The 18,320-nt window shown below is 61.5% G+C and carries 19 protein-coding genes; 9 read left to right on the plus strand and 10 right to left on the minus strand.

Annotated features, from left to right (window positions below; translation table 11 throughout):
- The first annotated feature begins 143 nt into the window (after positions 1-143).
- From gcvT to EFD56_RS33690, 6 genes are all read left to right on the plus strand, one after another.
- Positions 144-1,280, plus strand: a complete 1,137-nt coding sequence (gene gcvT, locus EFD56_RS10240; RefSeq protein ID WP_037139556.1) for a glycine cleavage system aminomethyltransferase GcvT — start codon at positions 144-146, stop codon at positions 1,278-1,280.
- Positions 1,281-1,306: 26 nt separating this feature from the next.
- On the plus strand, positions 1,307-1,669 hold the full coding sequence (gene gcvH / locus EFD56_RS10245; RefSeq protein WP_010017992.1) for a glycine cleavage system protein GcvH: 363 nt from the start codon (positions 1,307-1,309) through the stop codon (positions 1,667-1,669).
- Positions 1,669-4,533, plus strand: coding sequence for an aminomethyl-transferring glycine dehydrogenase (gene gcvP / locus EFD56_RS10250; RefSeq protein ID WP_037139559.1), 2,865 nt, complete (start codon positions 1,669-1,671; stop codon positions 4,531-4,533). Before gcvH ends, gcvP begins: the two co-directional genes overlap by 1 nt.
- A 209-nt stretch (positions 4,534-4,742) precedes the next feature.
- Positions 4,743-5,783 (plus strand): glycoside hydrolase family 25 protein, encoded by a 1,041-nt coding sequence (locus EFD56_RS10255; protein ID WP_037139562.1) that lies wholly within the window; start codon positions 4,743-4,745, stop codon positions 5,781-5,783.
- 139 nt (positions 5,784-5,922) lie between these two features.
- Positions 5,923-6,225, plus strand: coding sequence for a flagellar basal body rod C-terminal domain-containing protein (locus EFD56_RS10260; RefSeq protein ID WP_004675582.1), 303 nt, complete (start codon positions 5,923-5,925; stop codon positions 6,223-6,225).
- A 346-nt stretch (positions 6,226-6,571) separates the two neighbouring features.
- Positions 6,572-6,964, plus strand: coding sequence for a hypothetical protein (locus EFD56_RS33690; RefSeq protein ID WP_406549600.1), 393 nt, complete (start codon positions 6,572-6,574; stop codon positions 6,962-6,964).
- A 65-nt stretch (positions 6,965-7,029) separates the two neighbouring features.
- On the opposite strand, the gene sufA is transcribed toward EFD56_RS33690, so the two are convergent.
- The 7 genes from sufA to sufB all read right to left on the minus strand — a co-directional run bounded on the left by sufA (position 7,030) and on the right by sufB (position 13,001).
- On the minus strand, positions 7,030-7,422 hold the full coding sequence (sufA, locus tag EFD56_RS10270) for a Fe-S cluster assembly scaffold SufA (RefSeq protein ID WP_004675584.1): 393 nt from the start codon (positions 7,420-7,422) through the stop codon (positions 7,030-7,032).
- Between the two features lie 92 nt (positions 7,423-7,514).
- Positions 7,515-7,895, minus strand: a complete 381-nt coding sequence (locus EFD56_RS10275) for an SUF system Fe-S cluster assembly protein (protein ID WP_004675587.1) — start codon at positions 7,893-7,895, stop codon at positions 7,515-7,517.
- A 12-nt stretch (positions 7,896-7,907) separates the two neighbouring features.
- Positions 7,908-9,149: a cysteine desulfurase gene (locus EFD56_RS10280; RefSeq protein ID WP_004675588.1), complete on the minus strand. Its 1,242-nt coding sequence runs from the start codon at positions 9,147-9,149 to the stop codon at positions 7,908-7,910.
- Between the two features lie 12 nt (positions 9,150-9,161).
- A complete protein-coding gene (gene sufD, locus EFD56_RS10285; RefSeq protein ID WP_037139566.1) occupies positions 9,162-10,436 on the minus strand; it encodes a Fe-S cluster assembly protein SufD in 1,275 nt (424 codons plus the stop codon).
- 24 nt (positions 10,437-10,460) lie between these two features.
- Positions 10,461-11,216, minus strand: a complete 756-nt coding sequence (gene sufC / locus EFD56_RS10290) for a Fe-S cluster assembly ATPase SufC (RefSeq protein WP_004675591.1) — start codon at positions 11,214-11,216, stop codon at positions 10,461-10,463.
- 80 nt (positions 11,217-11,296) lie between these two features.
- Positions 11,297-11,530, minus strand: coding sequence for a hypothetical protein (locus EFD56_RS10295; RefSeq protein ID WP_004675593.1), 234 nt, complete (start codon positions 11,528-11,530; stop codon positions 11,297-11,299).
- Between the two features lies 1 nt (position 11,531).
- Positions 11,532-13,001 carry a Fe-S cluster assembly protein SufB gene (sufB, locus tag EFD56_RS10300; protein ID WP_004675596.1) on the minus strand — a complete coding sequence of 490 codons (1,470 nt, stop codon included), beginning with the start codon at positions 12,999-13,001 and terminating at the stop codon, positions 11,532-11,534.
- 49 nt (positions 13,002-13,050) lie between these two features.
- On the opposite strand from sufB, the gene EFD56_RS32580 reads away from it, so the two are divergent.
- Entirely contained in the window at positions 13,051-13,197 is a 147-nt protein-coding gene (locus EFD56_RS32580) for a hypothetical protein (protein WP_164736823.1), read from the plus strand.
- A gap of 68 nt (positions 13,198-13,265) precedes the next feature.
- On the opposite strand, the gene EFD56_RS10305 is transcribed toward EFD56_RS32580, so the two are convergent.
- A complete protein-coding gene (locus EFD56_RS10305; RefSeq protein ID WP_037139570.1) occupies positions 13,266-14,432 on the minus strand; it encodes a cysteine desulfurase family protein in 1,167 nt (388 codons plus the stop codon).
- Positions 14,433-14,649: 217 nt separating this feature from the next.
- Here EFD56_RS10305 and EFD56_RS10310 point away from each other — a divergent pair, with 217 nt between their 5' ends.
- Both EFD56_RS10310 and EFD56_RS10315 read left to right on the plus strand, forming a co-directional pair.
- Positions 14,650-15,327, plus strand: coding sequence for an alpha/beta hydrolase (locus tag EFD56_RS10310; RefSeq protein WP_004675601.1), 678 nt, complete (start codon positions 14,650-14,652; stop codon positions 15,325-15,327).
- Positions 15,328-15,469: 142 nt separating this feature from the next.
- Positions 15,470-16,636, plus strand: a complete 1,167-nt coding sequence (locus EFD56_RS10315) for an acyltransferase family protein (RefSeq protein ID WP_037139573.1) — start codon at positions 15,470-15,472, stop codon at positions 16,634-16,636.
- On the opposite strand, the gene EFD56_RS10320 is transcribed toward EFD56_RS10315, so the two are convergent.
- Both EFD56_RS10320 and EFD56_RS10325 read right to left on the minus strand, forming a co-directional pair.
- Entirely contained in the window at positions 16,626-17,156 is a 531-nt protein-coding gene (locus EFD56_RS10320) for a GNAT family N-acetyltransferase (RefSeq protein WP_037139576.1), read from the minus strand. The two genes, EFD56_RS10315 and EFD56_RS10320, sit on opposite strands and share 11 nt — an antisense overlap.
- Positions 17,153-18,271: an anhydro-N-acetylmuramic acid kinase gene (locus EFD56_RS10325; RefSeq protein ID WP_037139579.1), complete on the minus strand. Its 1,119-nt coding sequence runs from the start codon at positions 18,269-18,271 to the stop codon at positions 17,153-17,155. Before EFD56_RS10325 ends, EFD56_RS10320 begins: the two co-directional genes overlap by 4 nt.
- Positions 18,272-18,320: the final 49 nt, after the last annotated feature.

The following is an 18,320-nucleotide window of genomic DNA, read 5'->3' on the forward strand; positions in this document are numbered from 1 at the left end:
GAGAAGCGTTCTCGAAACGCTCGCCGAAGGGATAACAATCTCAGGCGTCAAGGACAGAGGGGGCTCAGGAGAGAAGCGCGCAGCCGCGCCTTCAGATTTGAGCCCGCGCCTTCGCAACAAGGCGCAAACCCCGGAGGCGTCGTTTGGACGATACTGCTGCCCTGAAGAAAACCCCGCTGCATGCCCTGCATCTTTCGCTCGGCGCCCGCATGGTGCCGTTCGCGGGTTACGACATGCCGGTACAATATCCCGCCGGCGTGATGAAGGAACATCTTCATACCCGTACCGAAGCCGGCCTCTTCGACGTCTCCCATATGGGTCAGGTCATCGTGAAGGCGAAGTCGGGCAGCTATGAGGATGCGGCGCTGGCGCTCGAAAGCCTCGTGCCTGTCGACATCCTCGGCCTTCCCGAAGGTCGCCAGCGCTACGGTTTCTTCACCGACGACACCGGCGGCATTCTCGACGATCTGATGATCACCCATCTCGATGACCACCTGTTCGTCGTCGTCAACGCTTCCTGCAAGGAGGCGGACCTCGCCCATCTGCAGGCCCATATCGGTGACCAGTGCGACATCACGCTGCTGAACCGCGCTTTGATCGCGCTGCAGGGGCCGCGCGCCGTCGAGGTTCTCGCCGAACTCTGGGCCGATGTCGCGGCAATGAAGTTCATGGACGTGCGCCACTGCCGCCTGCACGACGTTTCCTGTCTCGTCTCGCGCTCGGGCTATAGCGGCGAGGACGGCTTCGAAATCTCGATTCCATCAGACAAGGCCGAGGATGTCACCATGCGGTTGCTCGAACATCCCGACGTTCAGGCAATCGGTCTCGGCGCCCGCGATTCGCTGCGCCTGGAAGCCGGCCTCTGCCTCTATGGCAACGATATCGACGCGTCCACCTCGCCGGTCGAGGCAGCGCTGGAATGGGCGATGCAGAAGGCGCGACGGGCCGGCGGCGCACGCGCCGGCGGTTTTCCGGGCTCCGGCCGCATTCTCTCCGAACTCGAAAACGGCGCCGCCCGCCGCCGCGTGGGCCTGAAGCCGGAAGGCAAGGCGCCGGTTCGCGGCCATGCCAAACTCTATGCCGATGCCGAGGGCCAGACCGAAATCGGCGAAGTCACCTCGGGCGGCTTCGGCCCCAGCGTCGAAGGACCCGTCGCCATGGGCTACGTTCCGGTCTCTCATGCCGTGGCCGGCACGCAGGTTTATGCCGAGGTGCGCGGCAAGTTCCTGCCGGTCACCGTCTCCGCCCTGCCCTTCGTTACGCCGACCTACAAACGCTGAAACTCTGTTTCCGAAAGGATTTTTCCATGCTGAAATTTACCGCTGAACATGAATGGCTTGAACTCGACGGCGATGTCGCAACCGTCGGCATCACCACCTACGCCGTCGAACAGCTGGGCGATCTCGTCTTCGTCGAACTGCCGGAAGTCGGCAAGAGCTTTTCGAAGAACGACGATGCGGCGACCGTCGAATCCGTCAAGGCAGCCTCCGAAGTCTATTGTCCACTTGACGGCGAGATCACCGCTGTCAACGACGCGATCGTCGCCGATCCCTCGCTCATCAATTCCGATCCGCAAGGCGCCGGCTGGTTCTTCAAGCTGAAGCTCAAGAATCGCGCCGATGCCGACGGCCTGCTCGATGAGGCCGCCTACAAGGAGCTCACCGCGTAATGACGACGCCGACCGAATTCCAGTTCACCGATTACCAGCCCTACGATTTCGCCAATCGCCGCCATATCGGCCCGTCGCCGGCCGAGATGACCGACATGCTGAAGGTGATCGGTTTTAACAGCCTCGACGGCCTGATCGACGCGACGCTGCCGCCCACCATCCGCCAGAAAGCGCCGCTCGTCTGGGGCGCGCCGATGACCGAGCGCGAGGCGCTCGACAAACTGCGCGAGACCGCCAACAAGAACAAGGTGCTCGTCTCGCTGATCGGCCAAGGCTACTACGGCACGATCACGCCGCCGGTCATCCAGCGCAACATCCTGGAGAATCCCGCCTGGTACACGGCTTACACGCCTTACCAGCCGGAGATCAGCCAGGGCCGCCTGGAAGCGCTCCTGAATTACCAGACGATGGTCTGCGACTTGACCGGCCTCGATGTCGCCAACGCCTCGCTGCTCGACGAGGCGACCGCCGCTGCCGAAGGCATGGCGATGGCCGAGCGGGTCTCCAAGTCGAAGGCCAAGGCCTTCTTCGTCGATGCCGACTGCCATCCGCAGACCATTGCCCTGATCCGCACCCGTGCCGAACCGCTCGGCTGGAGCGTCATCGTCGGCAATCCCTTCACCGATCTCGATCCCGTCGACGTCTTCGGCGCGATCTTCCAGTATCCCGGCACCCATGGCCACGTGCATGATTTCACCGGCCTGATCGCACGCCTGCACCAGGCCGGCGCCATATCAGTGGTCGCGGCCGATATCCTGGCGCTGACGCTGCTGAAATCGCCCGGCGAAATGGGCGCCGACATCGCCGTCGGCTCCTCGCAGCGCTTCGGTGTCCCGGTCGGCTACGGCGGCCCGCATGCGGCCTATATGGCGGTCAAGGACGCCATCAAGCGCTCCATGCCCGGCCGCCTTGTCGGCGTTTCCGTCGATGCCCGCGGCAACCGCGCCTACCGCCTGTCGCTGCAGACCCGCGAACAGCATATCCGCCGCGAGAAGGCGACGTCGAACATCTGCACCGCCCAGGTGCTGCTCGCCGTCATGGCCTCGATGTATGCGGTCTTCCACGGGCCCGATGGCATCAAGGCGATCGCCCAGCAGGTGCACCAGAAGGCCGTGCTGATGGCCAAGGGCCTGGAAAAGCTTGGCTATAAGATCGAGCCGGAATGCTTCTTCGACACGATCACCGTCGATGTCGGCCACATGCAGGGTCTCATCCTGCGCGCCGCCGTTGCCGAGGGCGTCAATCTGCGCAAGGTCGGCGAGACGAAGATCGGCATGAGCCTCGACGAGCGCACCCGACCCGCGACCCTCGAAGCCGTCTGGCGTGCCTTCGGCGGCAATTTCACCATCGCCGATTTCGAGCCGTCCTATCGGCTGCCGAAGGGCCTGCTCCGGACGACCGATTATCTCGCCCATCCGATCTTCCACATGAATCGGGCCGAGAGCGAGATGACCCGCTATATCCGCCGGCTCTCCGACCGGGATCTGGCGCTCGACCGCGCCATGATCCCGCTCGGTTCCTGCACGATGAAGCTCAATGCGACGGCGGAAATGCTGCCGATCACCTGGCCGGAATTTTCCGACATCCATCCCTTCGTGCCGGCCGACCAGGCGCTCGGTTATCGCGAGATGCTCGACGACCTGACGGAAAAGCTCTGCGCCGTCACCGGCTACGACGCCTTCTCGATGCAGCCGAATTCCGGCGCGCAAGGCGAATATGCCGGCCTGCTGACGATCCGCAACTACCACATCGCCAATGGCGAGGGCCATCGTGACGTCTGCCTGATCCCGACCTCCGCGCACGGCACCAACCCGGCCTCGGCCCAGATGGTCGGCATGAAGGTGGTCGTCGTCAAGGTGCGCGAGAATGGCGACATCGACATGGAGGATTTCCGCGCCAAGGCCGAGGAGCATGCGGCAAATCTTTCCTGTTGCATGATCACCTACCCTTCGACGCACGGTGTGTTCGAGGAGACGGTCAAGGAGATCTGCGAGCTGGTGCACAAGCACGGCGGCCAGGTCTATCTTGACGGCGCCAACATGAACGCCATGGTCGGCCTGTCCCGCCCTGGTGACATCGGCTCCGACGTGTCCCATCTCAACCTGCACAAGACCTTCTGCATCCCGCACGGCGGCGGCGGTCCCGGCATGGGTCCGATCGGCGTCAAGGCGCATCTGGCGCCCCACCTGCCCGGCCATCCCGAGACCGACGGCCGTCCGGGCGCGGTGTCGGCCGCTGCCTTCGGCTCGGCTTCGATCCTGCCGATCTCCTGGAGCTATTGCCTGATGATGGGCGGCGAAGGCCTGACGCAGGCGACCAAGGTGGCGATCCTCAACGCCAACTATATCGCCGCCCGGCTGAAGGGCGCCTATGACGTGCTCTACAAGTCGAAGACCGGCCGTGTGGCGCATGAATGCATCATCGACACGCGGCCGCTGGTCGACAGTTCAGGCGTCACCGTCGACGACGTCGCCAAGCGGCTGATCGACTGCGGCTTCCATGCGCCGACCATGAGCTGGCCGGTATCAGGCACGCTGATGATCGAGCCGACGGAAAGCGAGACCAAGGCCGAGCTCGACCGCTTCTGCGAGGCGATGCTGGCGATCCGCGAGGAAGCCCGCGCCATCGAGGACGGCCGGATGGACAAGGTCAACAACCCGCTGAAGAACGCCCCGCACACGGTGGAAGATCTTGTCGGCGAATGGGATCGGCCCTACAGCCGGGAACAGGCCTGCTTCCCGCCCGGCGCCTTCCGCGTCGACAAATACTGGTCGCCGGTCAACCGCGTCGACAACGTCTATGGCGACCGCAACCTGATCTGCACCTGCCCGCCGGTCGAAAGCTACGCCGAGGCAGCGGAGTAACAGCAATCTGCAAGCCCTCCGGCACCGTTCTGGAGGGCTTGCACGCGGGGCCTTGCATAGGCGGCGAGCGGCGGAATGAACTCGGCCCCCTTTCACGGCATTGGATTCAAATTTAACCTTTCTTAGCAAGTCTCTGTTAGCAATTCAAAATGGGCGGTTTTCCCTACCGGAAACGTCGCCGTCGATCTTGGTTTTGCGTGCAGGTTCTTATGCGCTCATCGGCTGTATCAGCAATTCTCCTCGCCGCCGTGATCCTGTCGGGATGCTCCACGAGCTCTGGCGCCGAAGACGTGCTCACCCCTGTGCCGTCGAAGGAAACCACCAATGCCATCGCGAAGCCGACCGGTCCGATACCGGCCGCCGCCGTTGGCGACGCCGCCCCGCAGGCAAGCCCGCCGCAGGAAGTATTGAGCTGGACGGGACCGGTTCCGGAACCTCAAGCGCTGGTACCGGCGGAAAGACCGGTTGGCATGCCGATGCCGACGGAAAGGCCGGTTGCGATGTTGATGCCTGCCAATCCGGGGATCGACCCGGAGGCAGGTCCGAAATCACCGACACGCTCGCGAATTTATAGCCACCGTTTCCGCGACGCCAAGCCGATCAACTTCGGCTCGACCTCACCCCGAAAGCTTGCCGTGCATGGCGTCGACGTCTCGCGCTGGCAAGGCGAGATCGATTGGGACACTCTGCGGCAGCAGGGGGCGAACTTCGTCTACATCAAGGCGACCGACGGCGGCGATCATCTCGATCCGATGTTCAGGAAGAACTGGCGCCGGGCCAAGGAAGCCGGCCTGAAACACGGCGCCTACCATTTCTTCTACTGGTGTCGCACGGCCGGTGAACAGGCCGACTGGTTCATCCGCAACGTGCCGAGAGAAGCAAACGCGCTTCCGCCGGTGATCGACGTCGAATGGAACGGCGAATCGAGCTGCAAGCGGCGCATTTCCCCGGCCCGCGTCCGGGAGAAGATGCAGGTCTTCATGGACAAGCTGGAGCGCTATTATGGCCAGCGCCCGATCATCTACACGGCACCGGATTTCTACCGCGACAATTTGAAGGGCCAGATGCTCGACTATCCCTTCTGGCTGCGCTCGGTCGCCGCCCACCCGTCGAAGGTCTATCCGGGCCGCAAGTGGCTGTTCTGGCAATATTCCGGCTCCGGCCTCTCCGACGGCGTCGACGGCAAGATCGACCTAAACGTCTTCAACGGCAGCGAAAGCGACTGGCACGATTGGGTGGCGTCGCGATAGCGAAACCGGATCCGTGCCAATCCGGAACAGCTGGAGCGGCAGGCCGCGCCGGCTATAGCTTTTCGCTAACGCAACGCCTTCAGCATTCCCTAAATCCTTGCAGGTAAAAGACGATCATCCAGTTCTGGGGAAACGGCTGATGAGCATATCGGGCATTACCAACATTGCTCTTTCGGGAATGCGGGCGCAGATGACCCGGATCGGCGCGATCGCCAACAATGTCGCCAACAGCAGCACGCCGGGTTACGCCAGGCTGAACACCAGCCTCACCTCCACTGAACCGGGCGTGCAGGCCATCGTCGAACCAACGACTTCGGACGTCGATCCGGCCACCGAACTGACCGAGATGATCGAAGCCGAACAGGCCTACAAGGCAAACGCCGCTGTCTTCGAGACCGGCGCCGACATGTGGGAAATGCTGATGAGCATTAAACGCGACTGAGCGCGATTCTCGAAGTTATTGTTATAAATTTTCGGATCGGTCCTCTGTCCGTTTGCCTACTGACTCGGCCATCACGAAATCAGCCGCCCTGCACCATCTCAGGAAAGAATTCCGCTTGCGCCGCATTACCCTATCAATCCTTCTGAATTTAGCCCTGATAACCAGCGCTGGCGCTAACGAAGACCTTTCCGGTGTTTGGCGTGATTTGTTCACACGCTGTCGGATCGCCGTGGAGACCGGTAAAGACTTTGACGCGACAGGATTACGCGACCTTGGGCGTAGCGTGAGAACGGTGCCCCCCATAACTGCTCCGGGGGTACCCTTTCCACTTCTACATGGATACAAAATGGCAGAACAACGCTGGGAGGTTCCAGGATCTCGTTTCGTTGTCGTGGAAGCCGAGTACCCACCAGATGGTGGCAAATCAAGACGTTCGTGCAAACTCGAACTCGCTCAGGGAGCGGAACCAATTTCCACGGAGGAGGAAAAGCTACTGAGAGCGACATTCTTCGTCGAACGGGGTGAGCTCCTCAGCACCGGACGCCACGAATATTGGAACCCGGATTCGTTATTTTCCACCAATCTTGGTATTCGACTGGCAGGGAACAATCCCTACGGCTGCCGCGTGGTCTCTTTCCTGGACATCGACACACGATCCCATTCACAGTCGTTTTTTCAGACAGGTTCCGCTGAGCAGGACGCAGCATGCGGTGCGGCACCTCGTTTCACTCATCCATAAATTGAAACGACTTGAACCGGATTCCTCCGGAATGATCGGCGGAAATTTCTAGCCAGCCTGCCGGGTTAGGAATGCGCCGGCTCGCTCTGGCGCTGCGCGGCAAGGGCCGCGAGATCGGCGGGCTTCAATTCGACGGATTCGCCGCAGCCGCAGGCCGATGTCTGGTTCGGGTTGGTGAAGGTGAAGCCGGAGCGCAGCGTCGTCTGCTCGAAGCCCATTTCGGTGCCGAGCAGATAGAGCACGGCCGATGGCTCGACCCAGACCCTGGCGCCATCGCGCTCGATCAGGTCGTCCTTGGCATTGGGCTCGGTCACCAGATCGATGGTATATTCCATCCCGGCGCAGCCGCCCTTCTTGATGCCGACGCGAACGCCTTTGGCCTCCGGGCCGGAATTTTCGACGATCGCTTTGACGCGGGCCGCGGCCCCTTCCGTCATGCTCATCACTGCAAAGCCCATCGGCTTCATCTCCTTCCGCAACCGGGGTCAAGATCCGGTGCTTCGTGATTCAAATGTAGTCGTCCGGGGTAAACGGATCAATACCGGCCGACTTAATACCAGCCGACAGCGACCTGCGCCTCTTCCGACATGCGGTCCGGCGTCCATGGCGGATCGAAGGTCATTTCGACTTCGACGCCGGACACGCCTTCGACGGCGCCGACGGCGTTTTCCACCCAGCCCGGCATCTCGCCGGCGACCGGGCAGCCGGGCGCGGTGAGCGTCATCATGATCTTCACCATCCTGTCGTCCTCGATGTCGATCTTGTAGATCAGACCGAGTTCGAAGATGTCGGCGGGAATTTCCGGGTCGTACACCGTCTTCAGCGCGCCGATGACGTCGTCGCTCAACCGTGCCAACTCATCGGCCGGGATGCTGGAATGCACGATGCCTTCGCGCACATCGATCTTCTGTTCGCTTTCGTCCAGGCTCATCACGGACACTCCTCAAGCAAAGAACTTGCGCGCATATTCAAGCGCATCGGCCAGGGCATCGACCTCGGCGCGGGTATTGTACATGCCGAAGGATGCACGGCATGTGGAGGTGACGCCGAAGCGTTTCAAGAGCGGCATGGCGCAATGGGTGCCGGCACGCACCGCAACGCCCTGCCGGTCGATCACCATCGAGACGTCGTGGGCGTGGATGCCGGCAAGCTCGAAGGAAAAGATGCTGCCCTTGTCGGGCGCCGTGCCGAAAACGCGCAGCGAATTGACCGATTTCAGCCGTTCGACCGCGTAAGCGGCAAGATCGGCCTCGTGCCGGGCGATCGCCTCGCGGCCGACCTTCTCCATATAGTCGAGCGCATAACCGAGCCCGATCGCCTGGACGATCGGCGGCGTGCCGGCTTCGAAGCGATGCGGCGGATCGTTATAGGTGACCGCGTCCTCGGCGACCTCGAAGATCATCTCGCCGCCGCCCTGGAATGGGCGCATCTGGGCAAGCCGTTCCTTCTTGCCGTAGAGCACGCCGATGCCCGACGGGCCGTAGAGCTTGTGGCCGGTCATGACATACCAGTCGCAATCGATATCCTGCACGTCGACCGGCAGATGCACGGCGCCCTGGCTGCCGTCGATCAAGACCGGAATGCCGCGCTCATGGGCGATGCGGCAGACCTCCTTGACGGGAACGATCGTGCCGAGCGCATTCGACATATGGGTGATGGCGACGAGCTTGGTGCGCTCCGTCAGGCTCTTCTCGAAATCCTCGATATGGAAGGCGCCCTCGTCGTCAACAGGCACCCAGACCAGTTTCGCGCCCTGCCGCTCGCGGATGAAGTGCCAGGGCACGATGTTGGAGTGGTGCTCCATGATCGTCAGGACGATCTCGTCACCCTCCCCGATCTGAGGCATGCCCCAGCCGTAGGCGACCGTATTGATCGCTTCGGTCGAATTCTTGGTGAAGACGATGTCGTTGACAGAAGGAGCGTTGAGGAAGCGGCGCACCTTCTCGCGCGCCGCCTCGTAGGCATCCGTCGCGACATTGGAGAGATAATGCAGGCCGCGATGCACATTGGCATATTCGCGGGCGTAGGCATGCGAGATGGCGTCGATCACCACCTGCGGCTTCTGGGCCGAGGCGCCGTTGTCGAGATAGACCAGCGGCTTGCCATGCACCTTCTCCGCCAGGATCGGAAAATCCCGGCGGATGGCTTCGACATCGTATGGCGTGGCCGGCACGATCTTGTCCATTATTATATCCGATCAGGCGTGCTTCTCGAGCCAGGCCGAGATTACGCCTTCCAGCGCCTCGACCAGGGCTTCATCTTCCAGTTCCTCGACAATCTCGGCGACGAAGGCATTGACGAGCATCGCCCGCGCCTTGTTCTCCGGAATGCCGCGCGCCATCATGTAATAGAGATGGTTGGCGTCGATATCGGTCACGGTCGCGCCATGGCCGCACTGGACGTCGTCGGCGAAGATCTCGAGCTCGGGCTTGACCGAGAACTCGGCATCGTCGGACATCAGCAGCGTATTGCAAGCCATCTTGGCGTCGGTCTTCTGCGCATCGGGCGCCACCCGGATCATGCCCTGGAAGACACCCTTGGCACGGTCGAAGACGACGTTGCGGATCACCTCGGTCGAGCCGGTATGCGGCACGTCGTGGCCGAGCACCATCGTCACGTCGGTATGGCTGTCTGCCCCGAGCAGGTTGATGCCGCGCAGCGTCAGATCGGCGCCCTCGCCCGTCACCTTGATGTGCAGTTCCTGGCGCACCAGCTTGCCGCCGGCATTGATGACGAACAGGCGAAGCTTGGCATCGGCGCCGAGATCGATGCGGATCTGGCCGAGATGCGTATCGTCAGCGCCCTGCTGCTGCAGGATGATCCAGGTCAGCTCCGTGCCTTTGCCGACGGTAATGTCACTGATATGAGACACGAAGGCGGCGTCACCCGTCACCGCACGGTGACGTTCGATAACGGTTGCCTGGACGCCGGCGCCGAATGAAACGGGAAGGCGCGTATGCGTTTGCCCGCCGGCATGGATGAACTGGATCTCGAGCGGATCTTCAAGATCGGTATTATCAGGCACGTCGACCACATAACCGTCGCGCACGAAACTGCCATTGATGCGGCCGACCGCATCGTCGCCGCCGAGCGCATCGAGCCCGCCTGCGGCCGAGCCGTCGCGCAGACTTTCGCTATAGGCTGACACGCCGAGACCCTCTGCGGCCGCCTTCTGATTGGCATGGCCCTGGATCACCGCCAGCACACTGGAACCCGCGACGAGCGGCTCAAGCGGGTCGGAGCCGGCGTCGCCTGCCTGCGACGGCAAGCCGCGCAGCAGGTTTTTGAAGTCAGTGTAATGCCAGGCTTCGATGCGGCGCGTCGGCAGGCCGGCCTTCTTCAGGTCATCGAGAAGCCGGTCGCGCAGCGCCGTCACCGCGCCATTGCCCGGCAGGTCACCGATCTGCTGGTTGAAGGCCTCGATCAGCGCCGTTTCGGCCGCGGTCAGGCGACTCGTCGTCTGCATGTTCATGGAGGTCGTCCTTTCCACCCGAACTCAGGCCGCCGCGCCGATGATATCGGCATAGCCGTTGGCTTCGAGCTCATGCGCCAGCGTCTTGTCGCCCGACTTGATCACCTGGCCCTTGTAGAGCACGTGAACGGTATCAGGCACGATATAGTCGAGCAGGCGCTGATAGTGGGTGATGACGACGACGGCGCGATCGGGCGAACGCAGCGCGTTGACGCCGTCGGCGACGATCTTCAGCGCGTCGATGTCGAGGCCGGAATCGGTTTCGTCGAGCACGCAGAGTTTCGGCTCGAGCAACGCCATCTGCAGGATCTCGGCGCGCTTCTTCTCGCCGCCGGAGAAGCCGACGTTGAGCGGACGCTTCAGCATCTCGGTGTTGATCTGCAGCTTGGCCGCGGCATCCTTGACGCGGCGCATGAAATCCGGCGTTGTCAGCTCGTCCTCGCCGCGCGCCTTGCGCTGCTCGTTCATCGCCACCTTGAGGAACTGCATGGTGGCGACACCGGGGATTTCGACCGGGTACTGGAAGGCAAGGAAAACACCCTTGGCGGCGCGTTCGGCCGGATCGAGTTCGAGAATGCTCTCGCCGTTATAAAGAATATCGCCCTCGGTCACTTCATAGTCTTCACGACCCGACAGCACATAGGAAAGCGTAGACTTGCCGGAGCCGTTCGGGCCCATGATGGCGGCCACTTCCCCGGCTTTCACCGTCAGGTTCAGGCCACGGATGATCTCGGTGCCATCTTCGGCAATGCGGGCATGAAGGTTTCTGATTTCAAGCATCTTTGGTTCCTGCGTTTTCTCTGCGTAGCTCACCAGAGCCTCGCGTAATTTCTAAGGACATCGACCTGTTGCGCTCGGCGCTACCGCGCCAAAAAACGAATGACACGGAAAACCGCGAGCGTTACGAACCAAAACCATTCGAGAATCTGAATAATCTTTCCTGGTTTTTCCATGCGCTGCTGGAGAAACACGTAAGGCTGCTCCGGCGGCGTTTCCGTCTCGTACCTTTGCTCGCGGGGGCGAATTTTCGCCAATATCTCCCCGCGCATATTCTCCAGACGTTCAAGAATGCGCTTCTTGTCCGTCTCGTCCATATCAGCCTACAGAGCCTTCAAGCGAAATGCTGATCAGCTTCTGCGCCTCGACGGCAAATTCCATCGGCAACTCCTGCAGCACTTCCTTGACGAAGCCGTTGACGATCAGGGCGATCGCCGCTTCGGTCGGGATACCGCGCTGCAGGCAATAGAACAGCTGGTCCTCGGAGATCTTCGAGGTCGTCGCTTCGTGCTCGAACTGCGCCGTCGAATTCTTTGCTTCGATGTAGGGCACGGTATGAGCGCCGCACTTGTCGCCGATCAGCAGTGAATCGCACTGGGTGAAGTTGCGCGCGTTCGATGCCTTGCGATGAGCCGAGACCTGGCCGCGGTAGGTATTGTTGGAAACACCGGCGGCGATACCCTTGGAGACGATGCGGCTCGAGGTGTTCTTGCCGAGATGGATCATCTTGGTGCCGCTGTCGATCTGCTGATGGCCGTTCGAGACGGCGATCGAATAGAATTCGCCTCTGGAGTCGTCGCCGCGCAGAATGCAGGACGGATATTTCCAGGTGATGGCCGAGCCGGTTTCGACCTGCGTCCAGGAGATCTTCGAGCGGTCGCCGCGGCAATCGCCGCGCTTGGTGACGAAATTGTAGATGCCGCCCTTGCCTTCCTTGTCACCAGGATACCAGTTCTGGACGGTAGAATATTTAATCTCGGCATCGTCGAGCGCCACGAGCTCGACCACGGCGGCATGCAGCTGGTTTTCATCGCGCTGCGGGGCCGTGCAACCTTCGAGGTAGGAGACGTAGGCGCCTTCCTCGGCGATGATCAGCGTGCGCTCGAACTGGCCGGTGCCCTTCTCGTTGATGCGGAAATAGGTGGAGAGCTCCATCGGGCAGCGAACGCCCTTCGGCACGAAGACGAAGGAGCCGTCGGTAAAGACAGCCGAATTGAGCGTCGCGTAGTAATTGTCCGAGGTCGGCACGACCGAACCGAGATATTTCCGCACGAGATCGGGATATTCGCGGATGGCTTCCGAGATCGACATGAAGATCACGCCGGCCTTCTTCAGCTCCGCCTTGAAGGTGGTGACCACCGAGACGCTGTCGAAAACCGCGTCGACAGCGATCTTCGGCTTCTCGACGCCGGCCAGGATCTCCTGCTCACGCAGCGGAATGCCGAGCTTCTCGTAGACCTTCAACAGCTCCGGATCGACCTCGTCGAGCGACTTCGGACCCGGCGCGCTTTTCGGCGCGGCATAATAGTGGATGTCGTTGAAATCGATCTTCGGATAATTGACGCGCGCCCAGGTCGGCTCTTCCAGCGTCAGCCAGCGCCGATAGGCCTCCAGACGCCATTCCAGCATCCACTCCGGCTCCTGCTTCTTGGCCGAGATGAAGCGGATGATATCCTCGGACAGGCCCTTGGGCGCCTTGTCCATTTCGATGACAGTCTCGAAACCGTATTTGTACTGGTCCACATCGATCAGGCGTACCTGGTCGATCGTTTCCTGCACGGCAGCCATTTCGTTCTCCAATCTCGCCGGATACAAGGTCCGGCAGCTTGTAGCGTCTATGGGCAATTTCCTTGCCCTGATGGTCGGACAATTCCTTGCCCCGATGGTCGGGCAATATCTTGCCCTGATGGTCGGGCAATATCTTGCCCTGATGGTCGGGCAATATCTTGCCCTGATGGTCGGGCAATATCTTGCCCTGATGTAAGAGGCCAAAAGGGACTTTTCAGCCCGATTGGCAAGCGGAAATTTGCATTTCCGCAAGTTTATATCAGGTCAGGCCGCCTCGCCCGCCGACCTGCGCCGGCAGGCGATCTTCGCAAAAGCGGCAATCGCCCTGTCTATATCCTCTTCCGTGGTCGAAAAGCCGAGCGAGATGCGCAGCGCGCCAAGCTTGGCATCGCGTCCCATCGCCGTCAGCACATGGCTTTCGCCGAGCCGGCCGGACGAGCAGGCCGAGCCTGCCGAAAGTGCCACGCCTTCGAGATCGAAGGCGATCTGCCCGGTCTCGGCCTTCAGCCCCGGCAAGGTGAAGAAGATGGTATTGGCGACACGCTCGCCGCCCTCGCCGTGGATGATCACGTCCGCCGCCGCCTGGCGCATGCCGGCTTCCAGCCGCTGGCGCAGCGCGCCGATGGCGGCGTTGCGCGTCTCCAGTTCATTCGCTGCCACCTCGGCCGCCGCGCCGAAGCCGATCAGCGCCAGTGAATTCTGCGTCCCCGACCGGTGACCACGCTCCTGCCCACCGCCCTGGATCAGCGGCCGCGGCATCAGCGCCTCGCCGCGCGCAATCAGCGCGCCGGCGCCCTTCGGCCCGCCGATCTTGTGCGAGGAGACAATGATGAAATCGGCGCCGAACCTGTCGATATCGAGCGTGATGCGGCCGGCGGCCTGCACAGCATCGACCACGAAGAGCCCGCCATGCGCGTGAACGATCCTTGCCGCCGCCTCGACCGGCTGGACGATGCCCGTCTCGTTGTTGACGAGCATGATGGCGACCATCGGCAGACCGGCAGCCTTGTCATGAGCATCGAGCAAAGCACCGAGCGCATCGAGATCGACGGTGCCGGCTTCGGTCACCGGAATCTCCGTCATCTTCTCTTTGGCGAAACGCCCGCCCTCACGCACGGCCGGATGCTCGATCGCGGAAAAATAGAGATGGCCGAGCCGCAGCGGCGTCCGCCCCATGCGGAATTCCGGCGTCAGCACCAGATTGGCGGCTTCGGTAGCACCACTGGTGAAGACGACATTGCCGGGTTCGGTGCCGGCAAGGGCGGCCACCTGGCGTCGCGCACCCTCGATGGCGGCGCGCGCGGCGCGGCCTTCTCCATGCACGCTGTTCGGATTGCCAAACACGTCGATGGCGCGCATGATCGCCTCGCGTGCTGCCGGGTGCAGCGGCGCTGTGGCATTCCAGTCGAGATAAAGGCGTGGCGGCGCCATGATCTTCAGTCCTGCGCTTGACGAGCTTGCTTCAGCACCCGCGGCTCATTTTTCTTGAAATTTCCGCCGGGCTTGCCTTATGACACGTTCCACGAAGCGTGGATCGCCATGCAAGTTTCGAATTGTTCTAAACTGCGTTTTAGAAAAGCTGACAACATTAGTCAAGTCATGTTGTCGTCCGACGCAGCGCGAACGCGAAATAAAACCCGGAGTACCAATGCCCGAAGTTATTTTCAACGGCCCAGCCGGCCGTCTTGAAGGCCGCTACCAGCCCTCCAAGGAAAAAAGCGCGCCCATCGCCCTGATTTTGCATCCACATCCGCAGTTCGGCGGCACGATGAACAATCAGATCGTCTACCAGCTCTTCTACATGTTCCAGAAGCGCGGGTTCACGACGTTGCGCTTCAATTTCCGGGGCATCGGCCGCAGCCAGGGCGAATTCGACCACGGCGCCGGCGAATTGTCGGATGCCGCCTCGGCGCTCGACTGGGTGCAGAGCCTGCATCCCGATTCGAAGACCTGTTGGGTCGCCGGTTATTCCTTCGGTTCCTGGATCGGCATGCAGCTCCTGATGCGCCGGCCGGAGATCGAGGGCTTCATGTCGATCGCCCCGCAGCCCAATACCTACGACTTCTCCTTCCTGGCGCCCTGCCCCTCCTCCGGCCTGATCATCAACGGCGAGGCCGACAAGGTGGCGCCGGAAAAGGACGTCAACGGCCTCGTTGAGAAGCTGAAGACGCAGAAGGGCATTCTCATCACCCATCGCACCGTGGCCAACGCCAACCACTTCTTCAACGGTCAGGTGGAGACGCTGATGAGCGAATGCGAGGACTATCTCGACCGCCGCCTCAATGGCGAACTGGTGCCGGAGCCGGCCGCCAAGCGGATCCGCTAAAGCGTAGCGCGAACCCTCGTCCCTTTAAGAGGCGCTCGCCCCCTGCGGGCCGATTGTGCCGCAACAGATCACCTTACCGTGTTGCAATATATTTTGCAGTGCGGTAGGGTCCCCGCGATCGAAACAGAAGCGAGGTCCGCAAATGACCAAGTCGTTCGGGGAAGTCCTGGATAAGTATCAAGGAATCGGTCCGGGATTTGATTTTCTTCGAATTGGTCTCGCCTTTTCTATCGTCCTGACCCATTCGTTTTTGCTGACTGGAAACGATGCTTTCATCAGGGGCTCGATATTCTGGTTTACCGAATACGCTCTTGTTCCGATGTTCTTTGCCCTGAGCGGATTCCTGATCGCCGGCAGTGCCCAGCGGCTGAGCCTGCGGAATTTCCTGATCAACCGCGGATTGCGCATCGTACCGGCTCTTGCCGTCGATATCGTCGTCTGTTCGCTGATCATCGGCCCGATCGTCACGATCGTCTATCACTCCGAATATTTCACCGACCCGCGCTTCTTCAAATACTTCCTGAACATCGTCGGCTGGATCCATTACGAGCTGCCGGGCGTGTTCCAGGACAATCCGAGCCAGAAGGTCAATGGCGCTCTGTGGACGGTTCCCTGGGAAATCTTCTGCTACATCATCATGTCGTTTCTGATGATCACCGCCATCGTCAAGACGCGCTACAAGCTGCTCGCGGTGACGGCCGCCTATATCGTCATCGGTCTCATCGTGCAGAAGATGCCCTATCTCCTGCCTGATACAGTCAAGCCCGTCGCCCGCTTCCTGTTCATGAGTCGCGGTTCGCAGCTGATAACCGCCTTCCTGATGGGCATCGTCGCTTTCCAGTTCAAAGCGGTCATTCCGCATTCGCGCTGGATCTTCGCCGCCGCCTGCCTCGTTTGCGTCGCCGCCATTCTCACTCTCGACAGCCGGGCGATTGAATCGGTGATCAACCGGCCCCTCGTCATCACCTCGCTTGTTTACATGACGGTCTTCATCGGTCTGTCGGAAGTCCCGATCCCCGCCTTCTTCCGGAAAGGCGACTATTCCTACGGTGTCTATCTCTATCACGACCCCTTCCTGCAGATCTGGATAAGCGCATTCCCCTCGGTCTTTCTCTATCCGAAATATGGGGCGCTGGCGCTCTATGCCGTCGGCTTGCCTTCGGCTCTCGCTGTCGCGGTGCTGTCCTGGCACTTCATCGAGAAGCCGATCCTCGGCCTTCGCAAGAAGTTCTCGTTCATCGCCCAGGTCAGGGGCGTCGAGGACGGCCATCAGGGCGGACGCGTCCGGCCGCTTGCCGTCAAGAGTTAAGCTTTGCCGGCCGCATGTCAGCGGTCATCTCGAAAGCCATATCGAGCACTCCATCAATCAGGATCGGCGCACGTTCGCGCATGCCGATCTTCCTGAGAACGCGCTGCGAGGCGATGTTTTCGGGATGCGTGAAGGCAATGAAACCGGACGCAAGTCCCCTTTCGAAGAACCAGTCGGCCAGAGCGCTCGCCGCTTCTGTTGCCAGGCCCTTGCCCCACACCTCCTCGATCAGGGAATAACCGAGTTCGAACTGCTCGCTCCCGAACCGCGAAATGCCGGCGCGGCCGACGAAACGTCCATCCTCGGCGACAATCTTGTATTTGGTCGTGCCGTCGCGCGCCTGTTCTTCGAACCAGCCCCGCAGCCGTTCAGCGGCCTTCTCCGGGCTCCAGGGCGCGCTGTCGGGAAGATAGCGGGTCGTTGCCATTGTCGAATGCAGCTGCTGGACAAGGGCCGCATCGCCTTCGTCCCACATGACGAATCTGAGCCGCGGCGTCTTCAGGATGATCCTGTCGCTCATGGCGTTGCGAGCACACCGCCGCTGACGGGAGCGCTGACCCCGGTCGTGCCTGGAAACGTCAACGGCAGCCCGTCCAGCGAGCGGACGGCGAGATAGGCCCAGGCCTCTGCCTCCATCGCATCGCCGTCGAAGCCTGCCTCCTCGGCGGTCAATACGCGCGATCCCCGCTCTTCGGCCATGGCCGAGAACTCCGCCATGAGAGTGCGGTTCAGCCGCCCGCCGCCGCAGACGATATAGATTGACGGGTTCTCCGGCAGGAAACTGGCAGATTTGACGATCGAGGCGGCAGCGACGTGCGCGAGTGTGCGGGCACCGTCTTCGAGGCTCGCCTCTCCCTGATCAAGCGGCGCAAAATCACCTCGGTCGAGCGAGCGGCGAACATTGCCACGGAAGAACGGGCTCTCCAGATATCGCTCCGTGACAGCGGTCACGACCTTGCCGCGTCCGCCGATTTCGCCGCCGGGATCATAGGTTTTGCCGGTCTGCATCTCCACCCATTGGTCGATCAGCGTATTGCCCGGCCCGCTGTCGAAGGCGACGATCCGGCCGTCCGTACCGATGAAGGTCAAATTGGAGATACCGCCAATGTTGACGAAGCAGACCGCCTGCCCCGCCTGCTGGAATTTTCCCGCAAGCGCGGCGTGATAGGCCGGCACCAGCGGCGCGCCCTGCCCGCCATGCACCATATCGTTGGCGCGCATGTCATAGACCACCGATATGCCGGTGCGCCGAGCGAGGTCGCCGCCATCGCCAATCTGAATCGTCAGTCCTTCATCGGGCCGGTGAAGCACGGTCTGGCCATGAAAGCCGAGAACATCGACAGCATCAGCCGAAAGCCCGAAACGTTCAAGGAATGCCGTAACGGCAGTTACATGCCGCCCGGTCAGTTCAAGCTCGATGTCGCGAAGCTCGCCGGGCCGCTCGTTCCTGTCGCAGAGGGGACGGGCCAGTTGCAGCGCCCGTTTGAGCCGCTCGCGAAACGCCGCATCATAAGGCACGCCCAGGAACGGCCCACGCTCGATGAAGCCACGGCCGTCGGTTCTGATCAACGCGACATCGATTCCGTCCATCGACGTGCCGCTCATCAGACCGATCGCGGTCCTGATGACATCCATGAGGCTTCCTTCCCGTGCGATTCCCGGATGCACTTTTGTAAAAACAGTG

Origin of the sequence: Rhizobium phaseoli (assembly GCF_003985125.1) — a bacterium.
Lineage (GTDB): Bacteria > Pseudomonadota > Alphaproteobacteria > Rhizobiales > Rhizobiaceae > Rhizobium > Rhizobium phaseoli.